Here is a 19,886-nt window from a genome sequence, read left to right as displayed (position 1 = left end):
ATGGAAAACATGTTAACCGACCTACCCCACATGCTGCTCGGAGCGGGTATACTATTGCTTGTGGCCGAAATATTAATGGGTTTTACCACCATTTTATTGCTAACGCTGGGGTTGTCTTTGATGGCAACATCAGGCCTGATGTACATGGGCGTGCTTAGCCCCGACATTTTGGATGCTTTCGTTAGCACGGCGGTCATTGATGTAGTGTTAACTGCGGCGATGTGGGCGCCAATGCGCCGACTTCAAGCCACAAAAGCACCAAAAAATGTGACTTCAGATTGGATTGGTGACACCTTCGAGTTAGAGTCGAATGTTGCTCCTAATGCCCCAGGCCAGTCTAAATTTTCTGGCGTGGTGTGGAAAATCAAATCAACCCATACCATTACCGCCGGCACGACGGTAACCATAGAAAAAGTAGAAGTTGGCGTGCTGCACGTCACCCCTGCATAACAAGCAAAGCGTGAGTGATGTACTCACGCTTTTTTCGAATCCGTGCACTCGCTACTGATTGGCACCAATGAGCTGAGCAAGCAAGCCAAAGCCTTTTGCCGCTGTAACCGGATTAAAAATCTCAACATATTCAGTAATTTCACCGTCGTCGTTAAATTTGAAAGTAGAGTAGTACTCGTTTTCGTACCACCCTGCTCCATCTTTTAATTTTATACGCCCGGTGTAACGCACAAACACCTTGTCACCACCTTCCATCGCATACAGCTCGTGTATAGGAAATTCCATGCCCGCAAAGTTGCCAAATGTCGGCGCCCAATACGCGTTAATTTCCGTTCGACCTTTTGCTCCCGTTGGAAACACCCCTGAGTGATAGGGGTTGATATGCTCACCTGTCAGTGCAAACAAGTTTGCGATAGCTGACGCGTCTTCCGCTTCTACAGCCGCAAAAAAAGTGCGTACCGTCATTTTGTTGTTTTCAGCTTGAGTCACTATTTTTTACTCCTCATGGGTTTTCACCGAATACTGGCGCAGGGTTCATGAAAATTCGATAGTCTGCAATTTTGCCGTCGTTATTAAGCCGCAGTGTGCTGGTTACGGGTAAATCAATATCACTTTGGCTGGCATTGCTCGCCCGTTTCAATCGGTATCGGGCAATTGCCTCCACGGATACCACATCACCGCCGTGCCATTGGCCAGTCCATATGCCTTGAATATCATGCTCAATAGATTTGAATTTCGATTGGCTAGCCTCAAATACTGAAATTAGCGCATCGGCACCAACAGCGATTTGCTCATTAGCAAACTGCAGACGAATGTCGCGACAAACAAACGGTCGTAAAGCGCTGGCTTGTTGCGAATCAACTATCTGAAAAAACAACCGAGCTAAGCTCTCTAGGCCCCGTGTTGTCATTGTTTTACTCACTATAGTGTTAGTCACCATGGCGCAACGCCTTTTGCACCATGGTTGAGATGATTAGGCGTTGAAAAAGTCTGCAACTGCGTCGCTGGCTTTGGTAACCACATCTTTGCGATCATAAAAATCAAATTGATTCACGTCATCGCCAAGCCATAGTTTTTCTAACGGTGCTTTTGTCCGCGCTTCATAAGCTTCGGCTCCCGCAGGTAATGCAATTGATGGGGATCCGACCATTAGCATAGGTTTATTCAATACATCCGCAGAGCGTTGAGCATCATAAGTCAACCAGGGCTTCCAGCTTGCTACAGAAAACTGGTTGTCATATTCCTTGATTAATCCTCTGTCAGTCTCCGTGTAGTATGGCGCTTGATACATGATGGCACTGTCGTCTGTCGCACTTGCCCCCAACAGAACTTGCTGCTTTGCGTCAGGTGCTTCACTCGCCGCGATCATGCCGGGTACCACATCAGGCCCACCGTAAATCGCTTCAGCCATTGCCGGATCGTGTAACCAAGGTGCAACTAACGCGACTTTTTGAAGGTCTTGACTTGTTGCTACCGCATCAGCCATGTAACCAGATGACGCGCATACGCCTAAACCGTTAATGCTCTCGCTGACAATATCGTCTCGCGTACTCAGATACTGAGCTGCGGCTTTTATGTCTGCGGTTTTGACTGCAGGGTCTTCTATAAAACGATCCGTACCGCTACTTTCACCCCAACCCGTAAAATCAAACGCTAACGCAGCATAACCGCGAGCGGCGAGTTCTCTGGCGTATGTACCTGGCATCTGCTCTTTTACCGTTGTCCAAGCTCCTGTGACAATCACAGCGGGTAATCTGCCACTGACATTTTCAGGTGTGTACAAATTGCCTCTTAGCGTTTCTCCGTGACTAGTAAACGTAACGCTTTCACAAATGACACCTTTTTTGGAAGGGGTATTTTGTAGATTGATAATGTTGTTCGACATATAACGTTTTCCTTCTGATATTCGTATTTTTCGTCTGAAGAAAACTATAGTCACAAACCCTTTATTGTTTAATATCCCAATTTTGCATTTCTTTAGTGTATTATTTCGAACAATATCAATAAATTTTAAACAACTATGCGTTTACCACTGAGTACATTAGAAGTATTTGCAGCAATTGCGGAACAAGGCAGCTTTAAATCAGCCGCCGACGCGCTTGGGTTGAAACCTTCAACGGTGAGCCATCAATTAAAAACGCTCGAAGAAAGATTAGGAGTGCCCTTGTTCATACGCACGACTCGTTCGGTGAGTTTGACAGAGGCCGGGCGAGCCCTAATGCGTGGCGCAAGCCCAGCTTTCGAGCAACTGGCCTCGGCCATCGACAATGCTCGTACTACCGGCAATGCAGCGGTTGGCCAATTGAAACTGACACTGCCTTCTTTCGTTTACGACTTGGTATTAAAAAGCAAAATCGCATCCTTTTGCCAACAATACCCTCAAATCGAACTCGAACTGTCGATGACAGACGCCTTGTCAGACATTCTTGGCCAAGGCATGCATGCGGGTTTTCGAATGGGTGACCGAATTAGTCAGGATATGATTGCTATTCGATTAACGCCACCAATGCCTCTAGCAGTAATGGGGAGTCCCACCTACTTAGCTAAAAACGGCACACCGATGCTCCCTCTAGACCTACTTAAACATCAATGTATTTGCTATCGCTATTTGTCATCTAAACAACTGGCCAGTTGGGACTTCGTAGACGAATCGGGGCAATATGCCATCGATGTTAGCCACCAAATCATCGTCAATACCTTGCCGAGTTGGGTCAATTTGGCAAAACAAGATGTTGGGTTGATATATACGCTCAAGGAATACTGTACTCAAGAGCTCGAGACCGGCGAGCTCATTTCTGTCTTAGAAGGCCACTTACCAACGTTGCCAGGTATATTCATTTACTTTCCGCGGGAGTACCGCTCAATGCAGCCGTTACGTCTATTTATCGAACACCTACAGGCTTGATGTAAACCATCAAGCCTACGTTGGCTTCAATATCCTACTCTTCCTGACAATCTAGTGGCTCATACCAAATTTGGTATTTATCGCCTTGCCATTTCAGCACACTGAAAAGGTTGGCTGTCAGTAACATAAATAAACCGCCGACCTGCGCAGGTTCTGACCATAAACCTAGCGTACTAAACACAACCGCAAAAACGAGACAAATAAATTCTACTCGCAATGCAAGGCGACGCGCCGGGCGAACTTGCAGAAAATTAAGTGTAAACCAAACTTTCATGAAGAATGGCAGGCATTTCCAGTTGTCAGATTGTTTATCGATCATAAGGCTTTCCTGGTTGAGAACTTCTAAAGTGATGTCGAGGGCCGCAGCGATGCATTTTTGTGATTCCAAACTGGCATTCGCTCCGCTCTCAATTCGCTGAATCGTTCTGACATTCAATCCAGACATATCAGCTAACTGCTCTTGAGATAGACGGCGCGCAATGCGCAACTGTTTTAGAATCATGAAACTGCCCTTTTGTTTATCAACCGGAATTGTCGAATAAAGTATCGCATGTCGGGCACGAAATTAACCCGACACTTGCCCGACAGTGATAAATACGGGGCTGATTACTCCTACATCACTATCGCTAATCTGTTGAATTTTTTATTAATACCGATTTACCATGGCAGGTAACTTCCAATGAATTGAAAAATACGCCGCATACATGAAAAATGTAATCAAGGTGTTGTACATCACCGTTTTCATCGTGTTCACAATGATTGGACTAACATTTGGCGCCGACATGGGCATTAATTATTCGCACGTAAAACTAGCCTTGTTCGCGTTGGCAATGCCCTTCATATTCATTGTGTTGTGGCGTGGCTGGCGCAAACAAGGAGCCAGTTATTTTAGCCCCTTGCGCTGTCTATTGATTTTGGGCCTGGGCGCTTACCTCAGCGTAATTGGTGGTGGTTATGTGTATTTAATCAATACAATAGGCGGACATGAACGACTCACGATTTCAGGTAAAGTCGTTTCTAAAGAGCAACACTTTAGCCAGCGCTATGGCGGGAGCTACTTTGTTGAAATCAGGGACGATGACAGTGGTACAACAATAAAATTTGAAAGCACCAGCTTCGTTTTTAATAGACTGAGAGAACACGACCAGCACACGCTCACTGTGTCTCGGGGCAACCTCGGTTTACTCTATTTACGCAAACACTAAACAATTTCAAGGAGAGGACGTTGATAAGAGAGGCGACTCAACAAGACACTAGAGCTATTGCAGCAATTTATAACTATTATGTCCTCAACAGTACTGTGACATTTGAAGAAAGCCCGGTCACATCGGAAACGATTGGAGAAAGAATCGCTTTATCCCAATCTCATGGCCTACCATGGCTGGTAGAAGATAACGGAAATGACATTTTGGGGTACGCTTACGCAACACCGTGGAAAGCCCGAAGTGCCTATCGATTTTCTGTCGAGTCTACGGTTTACGTCTCGAATGAGGCGCATGGCCAAGGTCACGGCACCGTTTTATATCGCGAACTTCTCTCCAGACTGGCGGACAATGGTGTTCGTACTGTTGTTGGTGGCGTGACCCTACCTAACCCCGCTAGCGTTGGTTTACATGAGAAATTAGGCATGAAGAAAGTCGCGCATTTTGAAAACATTGGGTTTAAGTGCGGTCGTTGGTTAGATGTTGGTTATTGGCAGTTACAACTAGGTGAATCCCATGCCGATTGAACAGTGGCTATCATTTTGTTTGTTGGCCTTAATCGCAACGATTACACCAGGCCCAGCCGCGCTGCTGGTTTCGGTGAATAGCCTGACATACGGATTTAAACTCTCTCTCGCCACGGTGTTCGGCAACGTCACAGGCTTATTGTGTTTATCGTCTTTATCAGTGCTGGGGTTAAGTGCGCTCATTATACAATCTGCAGTGGCTTTCACAGTGGTAAAAACCTTAGGCGCCCTGTATTTGTGTTATCTCGGCATTAAACTATTCAGGTCCGGTTCTTTTAAACTTGAGGTAACGAAGAAGGCGCTTCGCCAAGAACACGTTGTCAAACTGTTCGGTCAAGGAATAGCAGTGTCCATGACGAACCCCAAGGCGTTAGTATTTACCATTGCATTGTTCCCTCAATTCATCACGCTCCACGCTCCGGTACTTCCTCAGTTTGTGGTGTTAGTCACTAGTTTTATGGGCTTGTCTTTTGCCTGCCTCTCTGGTTATGCCTTCATAGCGGCAAGAGCAAAACCACGTGTAGTTCAATCTAAACTTGCAAAACGCACCAAGCAACTATGTGGAGCGACATTTATAGGCTTTGGCGGTTTGTTGCTGTTTACCCGCAACCAATAAACCAAGGTCACTGCTAGAGTGCATTGGCCTTGCCTTAAAAATTTAAATCGGATTGCCTTTTATTTACCCAACGGAACATACTGGAGTGTAGATTGCCTGTACAAAGGAGTCACTATCGCTAACAACCCAGTTGTTCAGCACGTTTTTCTAACAGCGTTTTATTGTAGATATCGATGTAGTAGCGGGCACTTTCATCACTTGTTGTATCCACTTCTTTCACAATCAATTTGGTATTTGAGTTTCTGTGAACACAAAAAAGTGTCTGTTGGTCAACATCGTGCTCACCATTATAAATAGCGCCATTGAGCCTCCCCGACAGCTGATGAAAGCCGTGTTCCTCAAAAGCCTTGGTAGCCTGTTGCTTGGCCAATTCGGGTTGAAATTGAGAGTCGTGCTTAGCGGGCTTGGCGCAGCCTAGTGCGATAATAATAAAAAGCAGAACAAAGATGTACTTCACTGTAAAATTCCCTTTTGCGCTTGAAAACCTCTTCCGTTTCATCCTAAAACTGCAAAGACACACCTAACACTAGTCGAGCCCGAGCGGATTCGCAAACCTTATCAGGCAAACTGTACCTGTCTCGTCGCGACCTCTGAATTATCAGCTCGATCTGGTGTGATTTGATTGCGTCTTATTGACGCCATAACTTAAGAACTGGCTGATTATTGTGATCGTATACGACTAGTTCTGTTGGCGACGATAACGTTACAACAACTGGGTCGTATTGGCCTTTGTATCCGTTAAACATTTCACCATCCCATCTGCCACCTTCATTCGCCACTTTTAGCGATCTAATGACAGTCAAGCCAACCGCTTCCGGATTGAGTTCATTATGGCCTACAGACGCGATGCCTGTATCCAAATTGATTATAATACTGGCAGGCTTATCTGCATGTAGCCATGTTCCTGAAATATCTTGAGCTGCGGAAACCGCAGACGCTGCAGAAAAAATCAGCATGGCCAACGCTTTCGCAATACAGTTAAAAACGCTTTTCCGTTGCATGGTCAAATCACAGATACTCATTCATTACTCCACCTATTCTGGCGAGCTTGTCGCTCGCATGGGAAGCCATCATTGTCACCATCCATTTTGGTATTGGGGCAATATTGATGAAAAAACTCAGCTTCTGCAAGAGAGCGCATTTGACTGCAGTGTTGCCGATGATCACACCGAAACAGTGGTAGCTCACGGCTTTGCGCAGGTAATCGTTTATTCTCAATATCCAACCCTGAGATAGGCGGCACACTTTGATGTTGAGTATTAAGACTGGGCTTAACTAGCCAATGGTATACGCTCATGATTAACACTACGGCAATCACAACATGTTTTACATTCATGGTTAATCCTTTAACGTGAAAATAGCGTTTAGCGTCATACATCAAGAGTATATAAACTATTCCCAATATACCAGAGCATAGTTGACGTTGCGGCTTACTGCTGTTTAGCCAGAATGTTGTAATCGGGACACCTTTTGTACAGGTATAGCGCCCTCGATAAAACCAACGAACGACATATAAAAATGCGCACCGAAGGTCTAATTACCGGCGTTATTCATTTTGCTACATATACAAAAAAGCCCAGTAAAAACTGGGCTTTATTTATCGTTAATGAACGGATTAGCCGATAATGCTATTCAACGTTGCACTTGGACGCATTGCTGCAGACGCTAGGTCAAAATCTGGCGCGTAGTAACCGCCGATATCTGTCGCCTTGCCTTCTGTCGCCAAGATTTCCTCGACGATTTTATCCATATTGGCAGTCAACTCATCAGCAACAGATTTGAATTCGGCTGCAAGCGCAGCGTCTTCAGTTTGTGCCGCCACTTCTTGAGCCCAGTACATCGCCAAGTAAGCGTGGCTACCACGGTTATCAAGTTGACCTGCTTTACGAAGCGGAGATTTACCTTCATTTAGCAAGGTTTCCGTCGCTTTATCTAGGGCATCAGCCAAGATTTTCGCGCGCGCATTACCTTGCTTATTCGCAAAGTCTTCTAGCGATACCGCCAGTGCAAGGAACTCACCAAGTGAATCCCAACGCAAGTGACCTTCTTCAACAAACTGCTGAACGTGCTTAGGCGCTGAACCACCTGCACCAGTTTCAAACAGGCCACCGCCCGCCATTAGTGGAACCACCGATAGCATCTTGGCGCTTGTACCTAGCTCGAGAATTGGGAACAAATCAGTGAGGTAATCACGCAATACGTTACCGGTAACAGAAATAGTATCTAGGCCTCGGATTGCACGTTCCATAGAGTAGCGAATCGCACGGACAGGTGACATGATTTGAATATCTAGTCCATCTGTATCGTGGTCTTGCAAGTAAGCCTCAACCTTCTTGATCAATTGCGTATCGTGTGCACGCTCATCATCTAACCAGAATACGGCTGGCATGCCAGACTGGCGAGAACGCGTTACAGCAAGTTTTACCCAATCTTGAATCGGCGCATCTTTCGCCTGACACATACGCCAGATATCGCCTTCTTCTACTTGATGCTCAATAAGAACAGTGCCGTCTTGGTCAATAACTTGAACAGTACCGTCTTCAGTCATTTCAAAAGTCTTATCGTGTGACCCATATTCTTCGGCTTTTTGCGCCATCAAACCAACATTAGGGATGGTACCCATTGTCGTAGGATCAAATGCACCATGGGTTTTACAGAAGTTAATGACTTCTTGATAAATGGTTGCGTAAGTACTTTCTGGAATCACCGCTTTTGTATCAGCAGGCTTTCCATCTGGCCCCCACATTTGACCAGAGTTACGGATCATTGCTGGCATAGATGCATCAACAATTACGTCACTTGGAACGTGAAGGTTAGATATACCCTTGTCTGAGTTAACCATCGCCATGCGCGGACGGTTTTCGTAGCACGCATTGATGTCACGTTCGATTTCAGAACGCTGAGACTCAGGTAGGCTCGCGATTTTATCGTAAACGCTACCTAAACCGTTATTGGCATTGACGCCTAATTGTTCAAACAACTCGCCGTGTTTTTCAAATAGATCTTTGTAGAACACTTTTACACAGTGACCGAATACGATTGGGTGAGACACTTTCATCATGGTCGCTTTCACGTGCAAAGAGAACAAAATTCCAGTTTCTCTCGCGTCTTCGATTTGTTCTTCGAAGAATTTACACAGCGCTTTTTTGCTCATGAACATGCCATCGATCACTTCACCTGCAAGCAAATCGACACGAGGCTTAAGTACTTTCTTTTCGCCTTTTGCATTTGTGAACTCGATACTGACGTGACCCGCTTTTTCTACTGTCAACGATTTCTCACCAGAGTAGAAGTCACCACCGCGCATGTGCGCAACGTGTGTGCGTGAAGCTTGGCTCCAAGCGCCCATTGAATGAGGGTGTTTGCGCGCGTAGTTTTTCACTGCGGCTGGAGCACGACGGTCAGAGTTACCTTCGCGCAACACTGGGTTTACCGCACTTCCCAATACTTTGCTGTAGCGGTCGCGAATATCGGTTTCTTGGTCGTTCTGAGGATCTTCTGGGAACTCAGGTACTTTAAAGCCTTTTTCGTTCAGCTCGTTGATTGCCGCTTTCAACTGAGGAATCGACGCACTGATATTAGGCAGCTTAATAATGTTTGTTTCAGGGTTTTGGGTTAACCCTCCAAGCTCAGCCAACGCATCTGGCGTTTTTTGATCGTCATCTAGAAATTCTGGGAAAGTTGCTAAGATACGTCCAGCTAGAGAAATGTCGCTTAATTCGACATCGATGTCAGCTGCACCAGCGAACTTTTTGATGATTGGAAGCAATGAATACGTCGCTAATGCTGGCGCTTCATCCGTCTTCGTATAGATAATCGTTGACTTGCCTTTGGTCATTATATACCTCAAATGTAGCGGTAACGGGTACCGGTTAAGTCCATTCATGTGGGCGCATAACGTTCGCCTCATGACGGCAGTTTTGTTCTGCAGTGAAGGGTGTTTTGCGGCGGTCCCTTCACACATATAAATCGCTGTACTAGAACGACAGGAACCGTATTGGGAAACAACTTTTGACGCGTCTTGCGCCATCCAATGTGTTGTTTGGTAAATACTGAGTATAAACGCCGCGAACATTAGTATAGGGACGAATAAAGTAGTTACAAGTCATACCATTGTCTTATCTTGCAACTTTATTCATTTATTGTAGATTTTCTTGTAAAAAAACCACCAACTCGGCGGAATTAGCCAAATTTTAACCACTTCTTCCCTCATATTATTTGTTAGAATTATACAAAATCATTCATCAAATTTTGTGCTGGGAAAATAATGAGCAAAAGTTGTGTCGTCCTGTTCAACAAACCTTTTCAAGTGCTATCACAGTTCACCGATGCCGATGGCAGAGAAACGCTGAAAGACTATATCGACATTCCAGATGTTTACGCCGCAGGTCGGCTAGACAGGGACTCAGAGGGGCTGTTGGTGTTAACCAATAACGGAAAATTGCAGCACAAATTAGCTCATCCGAAAGCCAAAACAAGCAAAACCTATTGGGTACAAGTAGAAGGGGAGCCGACCCAAGAAGCCATTGCACAATTGCAAGCAGGCGTAGAATTGAAAGATGGCATGACCAAGCCAGCAAAAGTCAAAGCCATGGCGCCACCTGCGGTTTGGGATCGCAATCCGCCAGTAAGGTTTCGCCAACACATCCCAACCAGTTGGCTTTCCATCACCATTAGTGAGGGTAGAAACCGACAAGTACGGCGTATGACAGCCCACGTTGGCTACCCCACATTGAGATTGATTCGATACCGCGTTGGGAACTGGACCATTGATGGCATTGCCAACGGCGAATACGTGCAATTTGACGCATAACAATGCGCGAAAGAAAGATTGTTATTCACACTATCACTAGCGGCGCTATTTTATAACCAAAATTCACATGAATCGCGCTTGAATTTGATGTCAATGAACACAATTTCTGCTAGAATTCGCGACCCTAAATTGACCATAGTTTTGTACGGAGCATTATGCATTCTGAGATTGAAAATCCTGAAACCAAAAAAGTCATCGTTGGTATGTCCGGCGGTGTAGATTCTTCGGTATCTGCCTACCTATTGCAACAGCAGGGATTCCAGGTGGAAGGATTATTTATGAAGAACTGGGAAGAGGATGACAATGACGAATACTGTGCTGCTGCAGAGGATTTAGCCGATGCACAAGCCGTTGCCGACAAGTTGGGCATAGAACTTCATACCATCAACTTCGCAGCGGAATATTGGGACAATGTATTCGAGTACTTCCTCGAAGAATACAAAGCGGGCCGCACTCCCAATCCCGATATCATGTGTAACAAGGAAATTAAGTTTAAAGCTTTCCTTGAGTTCGCTGCGGAAGACTTAGGTGCTGACTACATCGCGACCGGCCACTATGTGCGCCGCCGATTCAAAGACGGCAAATGGCAAATGTTGCGAGGCTTAGACAACAACAAAGACCAAAGCTATTTTCTTTACACGTTAGGTGAAGAGCACGTTGCCAAAACCTTGTTCCCCGTTGGTGAAATTGAAAAGCCAGAGGTCCGTCGCATTGCAGAAGAGCAAGATTTGATTACTCACGACAAAAAGGACAGCACAGGCATTTGCTTTATCGGCGAACGCAAGTTTAAAGACTTTTTGTCTCGTTACCTTCCGGCTCAACCGGGTATCATCGAAACGGCTGAAGGCGAAGAAATAGGCAAACACGAAGGGTTAATGTATCACACGTTGGGCCAACGTAAGGGTTTGCATATTGGCGGTAAAAAAGAGCATGGTGATGAACCTTGGTATGTCGTTGACAAAGACGTCGAACGCAATGTACTGATTGTTGGGCAAGGCGCGGATAACGAGCGTCTTTATTCGAAAGGGTTGATTGCTAACCAGCTACACTGGGTAGATCGTATGGCGATCACCGAGCCACAAAAAGTCGTGGTAAAAACCCGCTATCGCCAGACCGATATCCCCTGCACTTTAGTACCGGTAAGCGACGATGAAATTCGAGTCGAGTTTGATGAACCACAAAAAGCAGTAACACCAGGGCAATCGGCGGTTTTTTACCGCGATGAAGTGTGCCTTGGTGGCGGTATTATCGAGAGTTATATTCGCTGATGTTAGACCCCAAAATTGAGCAACATCTCGCGCTGGCTGGCGTTTGTCAGGCAGCGTCGCTTGTCCAGCAATTAGCTAGACGCGGCACTATCGATAAACAGGCTTATGAGGCCAGTTTATCGAGTATTTTGGTTACCGACCCTGAGACACCTCAACAAGTCTTCGGGCAGTTAGACAATCTGAAAAAAGGCTATCAGGTCATCGTCGCCCAACTGGGTAATGAAGGCTCACACAAAGACACTGAACTCACGCGATATATTGCGAGTGTGCTCGGCCTTGAGCGCAAACTCACCAAGCACCCAAGAGCTTTGAATGAACTCGCAGAGCGTATCTCCCACGTGCAGCGCCAATTGGCCCACGTTGACTTTGAGAACCAGCAAATCGCGTCATCACTTGCCAGTATTTATTCCGATGTTGTGAGCCCCCTTGCTCCGCGTATTCAAGTGGCGGGCAATCCCAATTATTTGGGGCAAACCAGTAATCAAGAACGAGTTCGCGCATTGCTCTTGGCAGGCGTACGTTCGGCGGTAATGTGGCGTCAAATGGGCGGAAGCAGGCGCGCAATTTTATTTAAACGAACACAAATATTACATAGCGCTAAGTCGGCATTACGACTAATCAATTAATCATAGGAGCACACAAGGTGGAACTGACTCAGTTAACCGCAATTTCCCCGGTAGACGGACGCTATGCGTCAAAAGCAGCTGAACTTAGAAGTATCTTCAGCGAATACGGTCTACTCAAGTATCGCGTCGAAGTTGAAGTTCGCTGGTTACAAATGCTGGCTTCACACCCACAAATTGAGGAAGTCCCTACATTTAGCGACAAGTCAAACGCCCAGTTAGACAAAATTGTTGCTGAGTTTTCTGTTGATGACGCAATGCGTATCAAAGACATCGAACGCACAACCAATCACGACGTAAAAGCGGTTGAGTATTTCTTAAAAGAAAAAGTCGCAGACAACAGTGAACTCAACGCGGTGAATGAGTTCATTCACTTTGCCTGCACGTCTGAAGACATCAATAACTTGTCTCATGGCTTAATGTTAGAAAACGCTCGCAAAGACGTGTTACTGCCCTACCTAGACAAACTCATTACGGAAATCACGGGCTTGGCGAAGGCATACAGAACCGTTCCTATGATGGCGAGAACGCATGGTCAGCCTGCTTCTCCTACGACTATGGGCAAAGAAATGGCCAACGTAGTAATGCGTTTACGCCGCCAACGCGACGCGGTCGCGGATGTCACTATTTTGGGTAAGATCAATGGTGCGGTCGGTAACTACAATGCCCACCTTTCTGCATACCCTGATATCGATTGGCATGCGGCATCAGAGTCGTTCGTAACCAGCTTGGGATTGACTTGGAACCCATACACAACACAAATCGAACCACACGATTACATCGCTGAGCTGTTCGATGCCGTGGCTCGTTTCAATACGATTCTTATCGACTTTGACAGAGATATCTGGGGTTACATTGCCCTGGGCCACTTCAAACAAAAGACAATTGCGGGCGAAATTGGTTCTTCAACCATGCCGCATAAAGTGAACCCCATTGATTTCGAAAACTCAGAGGGCAACTTAGGTCTAGCCAATGCCATATTCTCTCATTTGGCAGTGAAGCTACCCATTTCTCGTTGGCAGCGTGACTTAACCGACTCTACGGTTTTACGCAACCTTGGTGTGGGCGTGGGCTACGCAGTTATCGCTTATCAAGCGTCATTGAAAGGGATCAGCAAGCTACAGGTCAATGAGCAAAGCTTGCTTGACGAACTCAACGATAACTGGGAGCTGTTGGCAGAGCCAATTCAAACAGTAATGCGCCGCTACGGTATCGAAAAGCCTTATGAGAAGCTAAAAGAGCTAACTCGAGGCAAAAAAGTCAATGCCGATATCATCGCTGCATTCATTGATGACTTAGCGATGCCAGAAGAAGCGAAAGCGTCACTGAAATCACTATCTCCCGATACCTACATTGGTCAAGCAATCCGTCTAGTTGACCAGTTACCAGAGTAATCTGCTTTAGTTAACCTGTCGAAGTCCATTACTTCGGCAGGTTAACCATGTCACACAACGTTTCTGTTTTTCAATCACCTACCGTATGCTATCGCAATGTGCGTTTGGCCAGTTGGATCCTCTTGTGCTTTCTCAGCTTCCACTTGCCTGTAGCGTTCGCCAATACAGGAGCTATTGGTTGGAATGGCGTTTATTTAATCCTCTTACATGGCTTGTCATTGTTAGCGTTGACACTCTGGCCCAACAGCGATGTCACAAGGCTTCGAAAAGGTCTCGTTAGCGTATTCATCTCCTACATTGTCAGTGCAAGCGTGGCTTGGCGGCTTAACATTGGAATCCACGATAATTTTCTCATAGGTATCGTGGCATCGGCGTATCTCTACGGCGCCAATGAACAACATGCAAGGACTCGTCTGTGTGGGATCTTGATGGGCAGCTATATCGCCATCACGCTGTTTTGGTTCTGGCCTGTATCAGGTTGGCGCGCCAAACTGGAAGTGGCAAATAGCATTTCTTTGGTTGTTTGCCTATTTATTTTGAGCGCACTGTTGCACCGTTCATCTCAGTATGAATGGAGTAACATTGCTCATAGTCTAGCGAGGTCGAAACGCCGTTTGAGCCAATACTGGCCCTACGCCGATAACACCCAGGAAGCGCATTGGCGTCCAGGCACTTGCGCTCACATTGCCAAAGCCAGTGTACTGTTTATTGACATTGTGGAATTCGCTTCTTTGTGCAAGCAACGATCAGACACCAGTATCGTGAACCTACTCCACAACTTGTATTGCCAATTTGACCAGGTGTTGTTGGCCTATGGTTGTCAAAAACTTAAAACCAACGGCGATGAATACATGGCGTGCACGCCATTAGCCCTTTACGCTGATAACAAGAAGGCCGACAACCAACAAGCGATCATCAACTTGTGTTTTGCTGCACGAGCGATGATAGAGTCGCTACAAGTCATTGAACGACTTCATGAAATCAAACTCAATATTCGAATCGGTATTGCCACTGGACCCATTACGGCTGGCGTAATGGGCGAGACCCGCCCGATGCTGGATATTTGGGGAACAACGGTAAACCTTGCAAGCCGCTTAGAGCACGTGGCTGATACGAATCAAATCAACATCTGCAAAAACACTGCGCATATTGTAAAAGCTCACTTTTTACTCGATGAAGAACGCACCACGAATATTAGGGGAATTGGCACTGTTACACATTACCAATTGGGTATTTGCATGGCTCAGTCTAGACAAGCATAATGGCGACCACTTGATATGAGAGGTATCCATGAGCAACACCGTATCCGGCTTAAGTACAGACGATTTCATCAAAAACTATTGGCAGAAAAAGCCGCTAGTGATTCGCCAATGCATCCCTAACTTTGAAGATTTTCTCGATGAGAATGATTTGGCAGGCCTTGCGATGGAGCCTGAGGTAGATAGCCGGATCGTACGGCACATTGACGGCAAATGGGACGTTTTTCACGGCCCTTTTGATGATTTCCAAGACTCCTGTCAAGGCCAGTGGACGCTACTGGTGCAAGCCGTTGATCGCTATGTAGATGCAGCCAGTGAGCTGATGCGACAATTTGCTTTTGTGCCCTATTGGCGGATGGATGACTTGATGATCTCTTACGCCGTAAGTGGTGCTGGCGTAGGCGCGCATGTTGACCAATACGACGTATTTTTACTGCAAGGTAAAGGGAAGCGACGCTGGCAAGTCGGCGAACCCAACAGCAGTGCAGCCACTTCACCACACAAAGATTTGTGTCAGGTAGAAGCGTTCAACCCAATTATTGATGTAGAACTTGAACCCGGCGATGCCCTGTACATTCCTCCAAACTGGCCACATGCCGGTACAACGATTGAAGATGCCCTCACCTACTCAATAGGATTTCGCGCGCCAGACCAAACGCAGCTCACTTCAGCTGTCGCTGATATGACATTCAATCAAAATTCCGTATCAAAACGATTTAGCGATCCTGATATTACTCCCCGTCTGCACCCCAGTATGCTCGTCGATAGTGAAATGTCTAAGCTAAATCATTTGCTCATGGACATGATGGAAACATCTGAATGGCAAGCCACTTTAGTTAGGCATTTAAGCCAGCAACATATGCAGTTTACACCACTCGATACGCCGATTAATACGAGCCAGTTAGAAAAACACTTGGAGCAAGGCGTCACTTATGAACCTGTGCCTGGACTGCGTCCACTCACACGAAAATTGCCCGGCAATGACCATTTTCATTTGTTTATTGATGGAGAATCTTTCCGACTACCAAAAGGCGACATTACTGAACTGATGGCAGTGATTGACGCCCCTGAACTCAACCGTCACATACTTGACCATAATCAAGGATTTGCGTTATTGCCAATATTGGCTACGCTAATTAGTAAGGGATATTGGATAACAACAGAAGAAGAGGAGTAATTTTACATTTCAGGTTGGGTGATATGACTTATCAAGTAGAGCATGTAAGCTGGACAACAGCGAAACAGCGGTTAACACAACTGCGAGAAAAAGTATTTATTTTCGAATGGAAGCTTCCTCGAGATGCAGAGTTCGATGGTTACGACTTAACGGCTCATCATATCATTATCAATGACAGCGAGGGCACACCTGTCGCTACGGGTAGGCTGACGCAAGACGGTGAACTGGGCAGAATTGCCGTTAGAAGAAAGTATCGTACCCTTCCCCTATACCGGTTAATGTTCGAAACACTTATCCAAATCGCCAAAGATAACGATATTAAGCACCTCCATGTGAGATGCGATCTATCGAGTGTGGATTATCATCGCAAGCTCGGGTTTAAACCCCATGGCCCAGCATTCATGGAAGCTGGCATTCCACGCCAACGGATGGCATGCCAAACTCAGCATTTCACACTGCCAGACGTTACCCAGATGCATTAAAAAAGGCCTGCAATTGCAGGCCTTTTGGTTAGTGTAGCCTTTCAAGTAAGGCTTCAATGGGGTGTCGCACTCCCATTTTTTCTACTCGTTTGACTTGGCTACGGCATGAATACCCCGTGGCCAATATCTGCTCTCCAGAATAACGACCAATGGCTTGTTCCCAACTCAAGGCGTAGATCCCAAGCGACTTTTCTTTTTGGTCAGCTTCGTGGCCGTATGTGCCTGCCATACCACAACAACCGACACTGACAATATCGACGTTTTGATTCACTTTAGCGAAGATACCACGCCATTGTTGTTCGCTTTTCGGTAATGCGGTTTTTTCTGTGCAATGCCCAAACAAAGCCAGTGGCGAGTTTGATTCGTTTGTTGTTATCGACTCCCAGACCGTATCGGGTAATGACACTAGCCACTCGTTAATCATGCTTACATTAAAGTTACCACGCTTATCACCCAAGGCTTTTGTATACTCATCGCGATAGCAAAGTACAAGAGAGGCATCAGCGCCTACCATTGGCACGTTTAGCGCTGCCACTTTATTCAAAAAGGCGGCAGTATTCGCTGCAGTCTTCGCGAAGCGGTCCAAAAACCCTTTCACGTGTTCAGGTTTGCCATTTGGATGAAATGGCAATACGACTGGTTTGTAACCCAATTTAGCCACTACTTTAACCAAAGCCTCAACAACAGTTGCATCATAAAAAGAGGTAAAAGGGTCTTGTACAACAAACACGTATTGACTTCGCGCTTCTGCACTCATTGCTTCAAAGTGCGCTAAATTGAAATCAGTTACCTCAGCAGCAACACGGTTTTGCAAGGTTGGCACCGATAACAATGGGGTATCTACGTAACCTGTTGTTTTTTCAAGTACACCTTGCACTAGTTTTCGGCCGAGGAAAAAATTCACCACCGACGGGAATTTCGCCAACACGGGAGCCATCTTCTCGACATTGGCAACCATGTGATCTTTGAATGGTCGTAAATAACGCTGATAATAAATTGATAAAAAGGTCGATCTAAATTCAGGGACATCCACGCCGACAGGACATTGGCTAGAACAAGACTTACAGGCTAAACACCCGTTCATCACATCGAGCACTTCATGGGAGAAGTCTTCTGTTTGTTTCTGTGAGTTACGCCACCTTGTGAACCACGAGGATTTAAATTGGCTGGCGGCCAGTGTTTCGGTGTTGACTCCCTGCTCTGCCAATAAACGAATCCACTCGCGAATCAAGCCTGCACGCCCCTTAGGACTGTGACGCCTATCTTTGGTAATTTTACTCGAGGGGCACATCGGAGACGTTGTGTCGTAGTTGAAGCACAAGCCGTTGCCGTTACAGCTCATTGCAGGTTCAAATGCTGATTTGAACGCCACAGGTATGGTACGGTCTAGTGTCGCACGTTTGGCGTCAGACACACGTACCAATGCATCATCCGATTTTGCAGGTGTGCAAATCTTACCGGGGTTCATTTTATTAAATGGATCGAACGCTCCTTTGATCAAGCGAAGTTGGGTGAACAGCTCTTCGCCAAAAAAGGCTGGTCCGTATTCGCTACGATACCCCTTGCCGTGTTCTCCCCACATCAAGCCACCGTACTTAGCGACAAGTGCGACAACTTCATCAGAGATACTGTGCATCAGTTTCTCTTGCTCAATATCACATAAATCAAGGGCTGGCCGAACGTGTAGTACACCGGCATCGACATGCCCAAACATACCATATTGCAACCCATGCCCGTCGAGCAAGGCTCTGAACTCCATGATGAAGTCAGCCAATTTTTCAGGTGGCACAGCAGTATCTTCAGCGAATGCAATAGGCTTTTGACTTCCTTCAGTTTTACCCAGTAACCCCACCGCCTTCTTACGCATGGCATAAATCTTTTTGATGTCTGCCACGTCGAATGTAACTTGATAACCAATGACACCAGACTCGCCGGTTTCAGCTGCTTTGGTTAACTCCTCTTCCAAACGGGCAATTCGCGACGCGATTTCTTCTTGATCATTGCTGTTGTACTCAACCATATTTAAGCCCAACATGGTTTTGTTAGGCACGTCAGTAATGAGGTCTGCAATCGAATGCCAAATAATGTCCGTTTTGGCTAAGTTGAGTACACGGCTGTCGACGGTTTCTACCGAGGTTGCATTCGCGGCAATCATTCTTGGCGCATGACGCAAAGCCGACTCGAAACTATCGTATTTGACGTTAACCAAGGCTTTGAAATTCGCAATTGGTGTGATCGACAACTTGGCTTCGGCGACCATGGCTAATGAGCCTTCAGACCCCGTTATCAAGCGGCTTACATCGATTTTTTGATTGTCACTGTCGTATGCGTGTTCTAGGTCGTAGCCGGTTAAAAATCGATTTAATCTTGGGAATTTAGCGAGAATTTGCTCGCGCTTATCTACGCATGATGCAAACACTTGGCGCAAAATACGCCCATAGGTGTCGCTTTGATTGGCTCGCGTCTTGGCCGCTTCAAGGCTTAAAGGCGAGGTGTGCAGACACTCGCCGTTGGCCAAAACCGACGTTAGCTCCAGCACGTGATCACTGGTTTTGCCGTATACCAACGAGCCTTGGCCCGATGCATCGGTGTTGATCATGCCGCCAACCGTGGCACGGTTACTGGTTGATAAATCTGGCGAAAAGAAAAAGCCAAATGGACGTAAGGCATCGTTCAACGCATCTTTTACTACGCCAGCCTGCACTTTTACCCACTGCTCTTCGGCATTTATCTCGAGGACCTTGTTCATATGGCGAGACACATCGACCACGATACCATCAGTCAAGCTTTGCCCGTTGGTACCAGTACCGCCGCCGCGAGCACTGAACTTCACGAGTGGATGCTGGTTGGCAAGCTCACCAACAATCTGCAAATCCTCTATCGATTTTGGCAAAACAACCGCTTGCGGGAGTTTTTGATAAACAGAATTATCAGTAGCGACAGCTAAGCGAGCGCCATAGCTGTATTCAATATCACCGCTAAAAGCAGATTGAGATAACGCATTAAGATAAGTTTGATAGTGCTGAGCTGGGCTCGACTCGGGTGCGACTGCAGGCAAATTCAACGTGGAAGCTCTCCCCTTCAACATAGGCTGCTAAGTATACCTAGCATCGATTGGTGTCTCTATAGGATTACGCCATAAACCAGTGAAAAGTTTGTTATTTAGTATA

At 46.2% G+C, this 19,886-nt stretch carries 21 protein-coding genes; 12 read left to right on the top strand and 9 right to left on the bottom strand.

Annotated elements, in window-relative coordinates; all coding sequences use genetic code 11:
- Complete coding sequence (locus AC27G9_RS01670) at window positions 1–450, top strand: NfeD family protein (protein ID WP_487070358.1); 450 nt, start codon at window positions 1–3, stop codon at window positions 448–450.
- Window positions 451–501: 51 nt separating this feature from the next.
- On the opposite strand, the gene AC27G9_RS01665 is transcribed toward AC27G9_RS01670, so the two are convergent.
- The 3 genes from AC27G9_RS01665 to AC27G9_RS01655 are packed head-to-tail and all read right to left on the bottom strand — an operon-like array spanning window position 502 to window position 2,335.
- The gene (locus AC27G9_RS01665; protein ID WP_487070356.1) at window positions 502–939 is read right to left on the bottom strand and encodes a nuclear transport factor 2 family protein; all 438 of its coding nucleotides are present in this window, start codon (window positions 937–939) and stop codon (window positions 502–504) included.
- A gap of 13 nt (window positions 940–952) precedes the next feature.
- A complete protein-coding gene (locus AC27G9_RS01660) occupies window positions 953–1,390 on the bottom strand; it encodes a nuclear transport factor 2 family protein (protein WP_487070354.1) in 438 nt (145 codons plus the stop codon).
- A 33-nt stretch (window positions 1,391–1,423) separates the two neighbouring features.
- Window positions 1,424–2,335 carry an alpha/beta hydrolase gene (locus tag AC27G9_RS01655; RefSeq protein ID WP_487070352.1) on the bottom strand — a complete coding sequence of 304 codons (912 nt, stop codon included), beginning with the start codon at window positions 2,333–2,335 and terminating at the stop codon, window positions 1,424–1,426.
- A 135-nt stretch (window positions 2,336–2,470) separates the two neighbouring features.
- Between AC27G9_RS01655 and AC27G9_RS01650 the strand changes: the two genes are divergently transcribed.
- Window positions 2,471–3,355 (top strand): LysR family transcriptional regulator, encoded by an 885-nt coding sequence (locus AC27G9_RS01650; protein WP_487070350.1) that lies wholly within the window; start codon window positions 2,471–2,473, stop codon window positions 3,353–3,355.
- A gap of 34 nt (window positions 3,356–3,389) precedes the next feature.
- Here AC27G9_RS01650 and AC27G9_RS01645 read toward each other — a convergent pair whose 3' ends face one another.
- Entirely contained in the window at window positions 3,390–3,857 is a 468-nt protein-coding gene (locus AC27G9_RS01645) for a helix-turn-helix domain-containing protein (RefSeq protein ID WP_487070348.1), read from the bottom strand.
- A 202-nt stretch (window positions 3,858–4,059) separates the two neighbouring features.
- Here AC27G9_RS01645 and AC27G9_RS01640 point away from each other — a divergent pair, with 202 nt between their 5' ends.
- From AC27G9_RS01640 to AC27G9_RS01630, 3 genes are read left to right on the top strand one after another with little or no spacing between them, the layout of a single operon-like run.
- On the top strand, window positions 4,060–4,560 hold the full coding sequence (locus AC27G9_RS01640; protein ID WP_487070346.1) for a hypothetical protein: 501 nt from the start codon (window positions 4,060–4,062) through the stop codon (window positions 4,558–4,560).
- Between the two features lie 20 nt (window positions 4,561–4,580).
- Window positions 4,581–5,084: a GNAT family N-acetyltransferase gene (locus AC27G9_RS01635; protein ID WP_487070344.1), complete on the top strand. Its 504-nt coding sequence runs from the start codon at window positions 4,581–4,583 to the stop codon at window positions 5,082–5,084.
- A complete protein-coding gene (locus AC27G9_RS01630) occupies window positions 5,074–5,700 on the top strand; it encodes a LysE family translocator (RefSeq protein WP_487070342.1) in 627 nt (208 codons plus the stop codon). Before AC27G9_RS01635 ends, AC27G9_RS01630 begins: the two co-directional genes overlap by 11 nt.
- Window positions 5,701–5,818: 118 nt before the next feature.
- Here AC27G9_RS01630 and AC27G9_RS01625 read toward each other — a convergent pair whose 3' ends face one another.
- The 4 genes from AC27G9_RS01625 to AC27G9_RS01610 form a co-directional block, all read right to left on the bottom strand.
- Window positions 5,819–6,157: a hypothetical protein gene (locus AC27G9_RS01625; protein WP_487070340.1), complete on the bottom strand. Its 339-nt coding sequence runs from the start codon at window positions 6,155–6,157 to the stop codon at window positions 5,819–5,821.
- Between the two features lie 172 nt (window positions 6,158–6,329).
- Window positions 6,330–6,722, bottom strand: a complete 393-nt coding sequence (locus AC27G9_RS01620) for a hypothetical protein (RefSeq protein ID WP_487070338.1) — start codon at window positions 6,720–6,722, stop codon at window positions 6,330–6,332.
- On the bottom strand, window positions 6,719–7,036 hold the full coding sequence (locus AC27G9_RS01615) for an excalibur calcium-binding domain-containing protein (RefSeq protein ID WP_487070336.1): 318 nt from the start codon (window positions 7,034–7,036) through the stop codon (window positions 6,719–6,721). Before AC27G9_RS01615 ends, AC27G9_RS01620 begins: the two co-directional genes overlap by 4 nt.
- Window positions 7,037–7,315: 279 nt before the next feature.
- Window positions 7,316–9,538 (bottom strand): NADP-dependent isocitrate dehydrogenase, encoded by a 2,223-nt coding sequence (locus tag AC27G9_RS01610; RefSeq protein WP_487070334.1) that lies wholly within the window; start codon window positions 9,536–9,538, stop codon window positions 7,316–7,318.
- A gap of 429 nt (window positions 9,539–9,967) precedes the next feature.
- Here AC27G9_RS01610 and AC27G9_RS01605 point away from each other — a divergent pair, with 429 nt between their 5' ends.
- From AC27G9_RS01605 to AC27G9_RS01575, 7 genes are all read left to right on the top strand, one after another.
- Window positions 9,968–10,513, top strand: a complete 546-nt coding sequence (locus AC27G9_RS01605) for an rRNA large subunit pseudouridine synthase E (protein WP_487070332.1) — start codon at window positions 9,968–9,970, stop codon at window positions 10,511–10,513.
- Between the two features lie 155 nt (window positions 10,514–10,668).
- Window positions 10,669–11,781: a tRNA 2-thiouridine(34) synthase MnmA gene (mnmA, locus tag AC27G9_RS01600; RefSeq protein ID WP_487070330.1), complete on the top strand. Its 1,113-nt coding sequence runs from the start codon at window positions 10,669–10,671 to the stop codon at window positions 11,779–11,781.
- On the top strand, window positions 11,781–12,407 hold the full coding sequence (gene hflD / locus AC27G9_RS01595) for a high frequency lysogenization protein HflD (RefSeq protein WP_487070328.1): 627 nt from the start codon (window positions 11,781–11,783) through the stop codon (window positions 12,405–12,407). Before mnmA ends, hflD begins: the two co-directional genes overlap by 1 nt.
- Window positions 12,408–12,424: 17 nt before the next feature.
- On the top strand, window positions 12,425–13,798 hold the full coding sequence (purB, locus tag AC27G9_RS01590) for an adenylosuccinate lyase (RefSeq protein WP_487070326.1): 1,374 nt from the start codon (window positions 12,425–12,427) through the stop codon (window positions 13,796–13,798).
- Between the two features lie 47 nt (window positions 13,799–13,845).
- Window positions 13,846–15,060 carry an adenylate/guanylate cyclase domain-containing protein gene (locus AC27G9_RS01585; RefSeq protein WP_487070324.1) on the top strand — a complete coding sequence of 405 codons (1,215 nt, stop codon included), beginning with the start codon at window positions 13,846–13,848 and terminating at the stop codon, window positions 15,058–15,060.
- A 28-nt stretch (window positions 15,061–15,088) separates the two neighbouring features.
- Window positions 15,089–16,234 (top strand): cupin domain-containing protein, encoded by a 1,146-nt coding sequence (locus AC27G9_RS01580; RefSeq protein ID WP_487070322.1) that lies wholly within the window; start codon window positions 15,089–15,091, stop codon window positions 16,232–16,234.
- A gap of 23 nt (window positions 16,235–16,257) precedes the next feature.
- Window positions 16,258–16,716: a GNAT family N-acetyltransferase gene (locus tag AC27G9_RS01575; RefSeq protein WP_487070320.1), complete on the top strand. Its 459-nt coding sequence runs from the start codon at window positions 16,258–16,260 to the stop codon at window positions 16,714–16,716.
- Between the two features lie 28 nt (window positions 16,717–16,744).
- Here AC27G9_RS01575 and ydiJ read toward each other — a convergent pair whose 3' ends face one another.
- Window positions 16,745–19,804 carry a D-2-hydroxyglutarate dehydrogenase YdiJ gene (gene ydiJ / locus AC27G9_RS01570; RefSeq protein ID WP_487070318.1) on the bottom strand — a complete coding sequence of 1,020 codons (3,060 nt, stop codon included), beginning with the start codon at window positions 19,802–19,804 and terminating at the stop codon, window positions 16,745–16,747.
- Window positions 19,805–19,886 lie beyond the last annotated feature (82 nt).

This window comes from Alteromonas sp. 5NS40-0096, from assembly GCF_057544385.1.
The sequence above is the reverse complement of the archived record's forward strand: the minus strand, read 5'-3'. Positions and strand labels throughout refer to the sequence as shown.